We start from the raw sequence: 3,365 nt of genomic DNA, 5'->3' as shown, positions 1-3,365 counted from the left end.
GCCGCCACGGCGCCCAGGGCAAGGCGAACCACAGGGCGATGCCGGCGGCCAGCGCCACCGGAAGCCACAGCGGCAGCCGGTCCCGCTCGGCGGCCAGCCAGTGCGCCAGCCGCGCTGCAACGCCGGTTTCGACCGCAGTTGCCCCCTTGCCGGTGCCGGTTTGAATGGGCGTTCCGGTTCTGCTAACCACCCGTTTCGTTTCCGCCTGCCCTCCCGGCACGACCCTGCATGAACCAGCATTGGATGAAACGCGCATGAGCGCAAGCCCGCCCGCTCCGGCCAAGATCGTCACCCGCTTCGCCCCCTCGCCCACCGGCTTCCTGCACATTGGCGGCGCCCGCACGGCGCTGTTCAACTGGCTGTTCGCGCGCCACCACGGCGGCGAGTTCCGCCTGCGGATCGAGGATACCGACCGGGCGCGTTCCACCGATGCCGCCATCGCCGCCATCCTCGATGGCCTGGGCTGGCTGGATCTCAATTGGGATGGCGAGGTGGTCTATCAGTTCAGCAGGGCTGCCCGCCATGCCGAGGTGGCGCGCCAGCTGCTGGAGGCCGGCCACGCCTATCGCTGCTATGCCACGCCCGAGGAGCTGGAGGCGCTGCGCGAGGAGCAGCGCGCTGCCAAGGTGCCGATGCGCTATGACGGGCGCTGGCGCGACCGCACGGACTGGCCGAACGACCGGCCGTACGTGATCCGCCTGAAGGCGCCGCGCGAAGGGGCGGTGACCATCCACGACCAGGTGCAGGGGGCGGTGACGGTCAACAATGCCGAGCTCGATGATTTCGTGCTGCTGCGCTCCGATGGCACGCCCACCTACATGCTGGCGGTGGTGGTGGATGATTTCGACATGGGCGTGACCCACGTCATCCGCGGCGATGACCATCTCAACAACGCCTTCCGCCAGCTGGCACTGATCCGCGCGCTCGGATGGCCGGAACCGGTTTATGCCCATATCCCGCTGATCCACGGCAGCGATGGCGCCAAGCTGTCCAAGCGGCACGGTGCCCTGGGGGTGGATGCCTACCGCGACCAGCTCGGCATGCTGCCGGAAGCGGTGGAGAATTATCTGCTGCGTCTCGGCTGGGGCCACGGCGATGCCGAGATCATCAGCCGCGCCGAGGCCGTGGCCTGGTTCGATCTGGGCGCCGTTGGCAGGTCGCCGTCTCGATTCGATCTCAAGAAGCTGGAAAATCTCAACGGGCATTACATGCGCGCGGCCGACGATGCCCGGCTGGTGGCGTTGATTGCCCCCGGAGTCGGCGCGGCATTGGGCCGCGACTTGACCGGAGATGACCGGGCGCTGTTGCAGCGCACCATGCCCGAGATGAAGAAGCGGGCGAACAATCTGAACGATTTGACGCAAGGATCGCTGTTCTGGCTTCGCAACCGCCCAATCCCCATGGACGAGGCCGCGTTGAAGCTGCTAGCGTCTGCGACACCAGGGCTGCTTGACGTCGCCCGGGCAGAGTTTGCCGCCCAGCCAGACTGGACGGCGGCCGCGCTGGAACAGGCCGCGCGCGCACTGGCGGAACGCGAAGGGGTCAAGCTTGGCCAGGTCGCCCAGCCATTGCGGGCGGCCGTAACCGGATCGGCCCAGTCGCCCGGACTGTTCGAGGTGCTCGAGGTGCTGGGCAGAGACGAGGCGCTGGGCCGGATCGACGACGCGCTGGCGCGGTGACGCAAGGCAAGAGGACGCAAATCGCATGACGAACGCCACCATCAGCATCGACGGCAAGGCTGGCGAATATCCGGTGCAGTCCGGCAGCGCGGGCCCCGACGTGGTCGACATCCGCAAGCTCTATGCGAACACCGGCCATTTCACGTTCGATCCCGGCTTCACCAGCACGGCAAGCTGCGAGTCCAAGATCACCTATATCGATGGCGACCAGGGGATCTTGCTGCACCGCGGTTATCCGATCGAACAACTGGCCGAGCAGTCGAGCTTCCTGGAAGTGGCCTATCTGCTGCTGAATGGCGAATTGCCCAGCAAGACCGAACATGACGAGTTCAAGTATCTGATCACGCGCCACACGATGGTGCATGAACAGCTGGCCACCTTCTATCGCGGCTTCCGCCGCGACGCTCACCCGATGGCGGTGATGTGCGGCGTGGTCGGCGCGCTGAGTGCCTTCTACCATGACTCCACCGACATCCATGATCCGCAGCAGCGGGTCATCGCTTGCCACCGGCTGATCGCCAAGATGCCGACGATCGCTGCCATGGCCTACAAATATTCGGTCGGCCAGCCCTTCCTCTATCCGGATAACTCTCTGAGCTATACCGGCAATTTCCTGCGGATGACGTTCGGCGTGCCGGCCGAACCCTACATCATCAACCCGGTGGTGGAAGACGCGCTCGACAAGATCTTCATCCTGCACGCCGACCATGAGCAGAATGCGTCTACCTCGACGGTGCGGCTGGCTGGCTCGTCGGGTGCCAACCCGTTTGCCTGCATCGCGGCCGGCATCGCCTGCCTGTGGGGCCCGGCGCACGGCGGCGCAAACGAGGCGGCACTGAACATGCTGCGCGAGATCGGCCGGCCGGAGCGCATTCCGGAATTCATCGCCCGCGCCAAGAACAAGGATGATCCGTTCCGGCTGATGGGCTTTGGCCACCGGGTCTACAAGAATTATGATCCGCGCGCCAAGGTGCTCGGCGCCGCTGCCACCAAGGTGCTGGACACGCTGGGCATTTCCGATCCGGTGCTGGACACGGCGCGAGAGCTGGAGCGCATTGCCCTTTCGGATGATTATTTCATCGAGAAGAAGCTCTACCCCAATGTCGATTTCTATTCCGGCATCATCCTGTCGGCCATCGGCTTCCCCACCTCGATGTTCACGGCCCTGTTCGCGCTGGCCCGCACCACCGGCTGGATCGCGCAATGGACTGAAATGATGGAAGACAACGACCAGAGGATCGGCCGCCCGCGCCAACTCTACACCGGCTATCCGCGCCGCGATTATGTGCCGATCGACCAGCGCAGCTGAGGCGCCAGGGCACCTACCCACAGGAATCGTCACCAATGCGACCGCAAAGCGGGGCCGCCGACTTGAACGGCGGCCCCTTTCCTGTTTTGTAAGACGTTCATGGACGACCCCTTCACGCCTCCCCCGATCCGGCGCTGGCCCTGGTTCGTTGCCATCCTCGCCAGCATGGCCTGGGCCGGTGCACTGATTGCCGCCTGGGGCGGTGTCTCCGGCCGCCTCGACATGTCCGCCGACACCGCCGGGCTGTTGGCCGCGCTGGCGATGCTGGCCGGGCCGCTGGCGGTCGCCATCCTCGCAGTCGTGCAGTTGCGTGACGCCGGCGCCGTCGCCGCCGCCCGCGCCGCCGTGGCCGATGCCCGCACTGCCCAAGCCGCCGA

The 3,365-nt window shown here is 66.0% G+C and carries 3 protein-coding genes and 1 pseudogene; 3 read left to right on the top strand and 1 reads right to left on the bottom strand.

Annotated elements, in window-relative coordinates; translation table 11 throughout:
• A pseudogene (locus GJV64_RS12790) lies at nt 1-190 on the bottom strand (hypothetical protein); the annotation flags it as partial.
• Between the two features lie 64 nt (nt 191-254).
• Here GJV64_RS12790 and gltX point away from each other — a divergent pair.
• From gltX to GJV64_RS12775, 3 genes are all read left to right on the top strand, one after another.
• Nucleotides 255-1,679, top strand: a complete 1,425-nt coding sequence (gene gltX, locus GJV64_RS12785) for a glutamate--tRNA ligase (protein WP_164157684.1) — start codon at nt 255-257, stop codon at nt 1,677-1,679.
• A gap of 25 nt (nt 1,680-1,704) precedes the next feature.
• Nucleotides 1,705-2,988, top strand: coding sequence for a citrate synthase (locus GJV64_RS12780; protein WP_164157682.1), 1,284 nt, complete (start codon nt 1,705-1,707; stop codon nt 2,986-2,988).
• A 99-nt stretch (nt 2,989-3,087) separates the two neighbouring features.
• Nucleotides 3,088-3,365 (top strand): hypothetical protein (locus GJV64_RS12775; RefSeq protein WP_205599631.1); only part of this gene is annotated, 278 nt, incomplete at its 3' end.

Origin of the sequence: Sandarakinorhabdus rubra (genome assembly GCF_010994245.1) — a bacterium.
GTDB lineage: Bacteria > Pseudomonadota > Alphaproteobacteria > Sphingomonadales > Sphingomonadaceae > Sandarakinorhabdus > Sandarakinorhabdus rubra.
Note: the sequence above shows the minus strand (reverse complement) of the source record. Positions and strands in the feature narration are given on the sequence as shown.

Excerpts from the sequence above, each read along its gene's own strand:
- GJV64_RS12780 (WP_164157682.1), top strand. The coding sequence starts at position 1,705 with ATGACGAACGCCACCATCAGCATCGACGGCAAGGCTGGCGAATATCCG.
- gltX (WP_164157684.1), top strand. The coding sequence starts at position 255 with ATGAGCGCAAGCCCGCCCGCTCCGGCCAAGATCGTCACCCGCTTCGCC.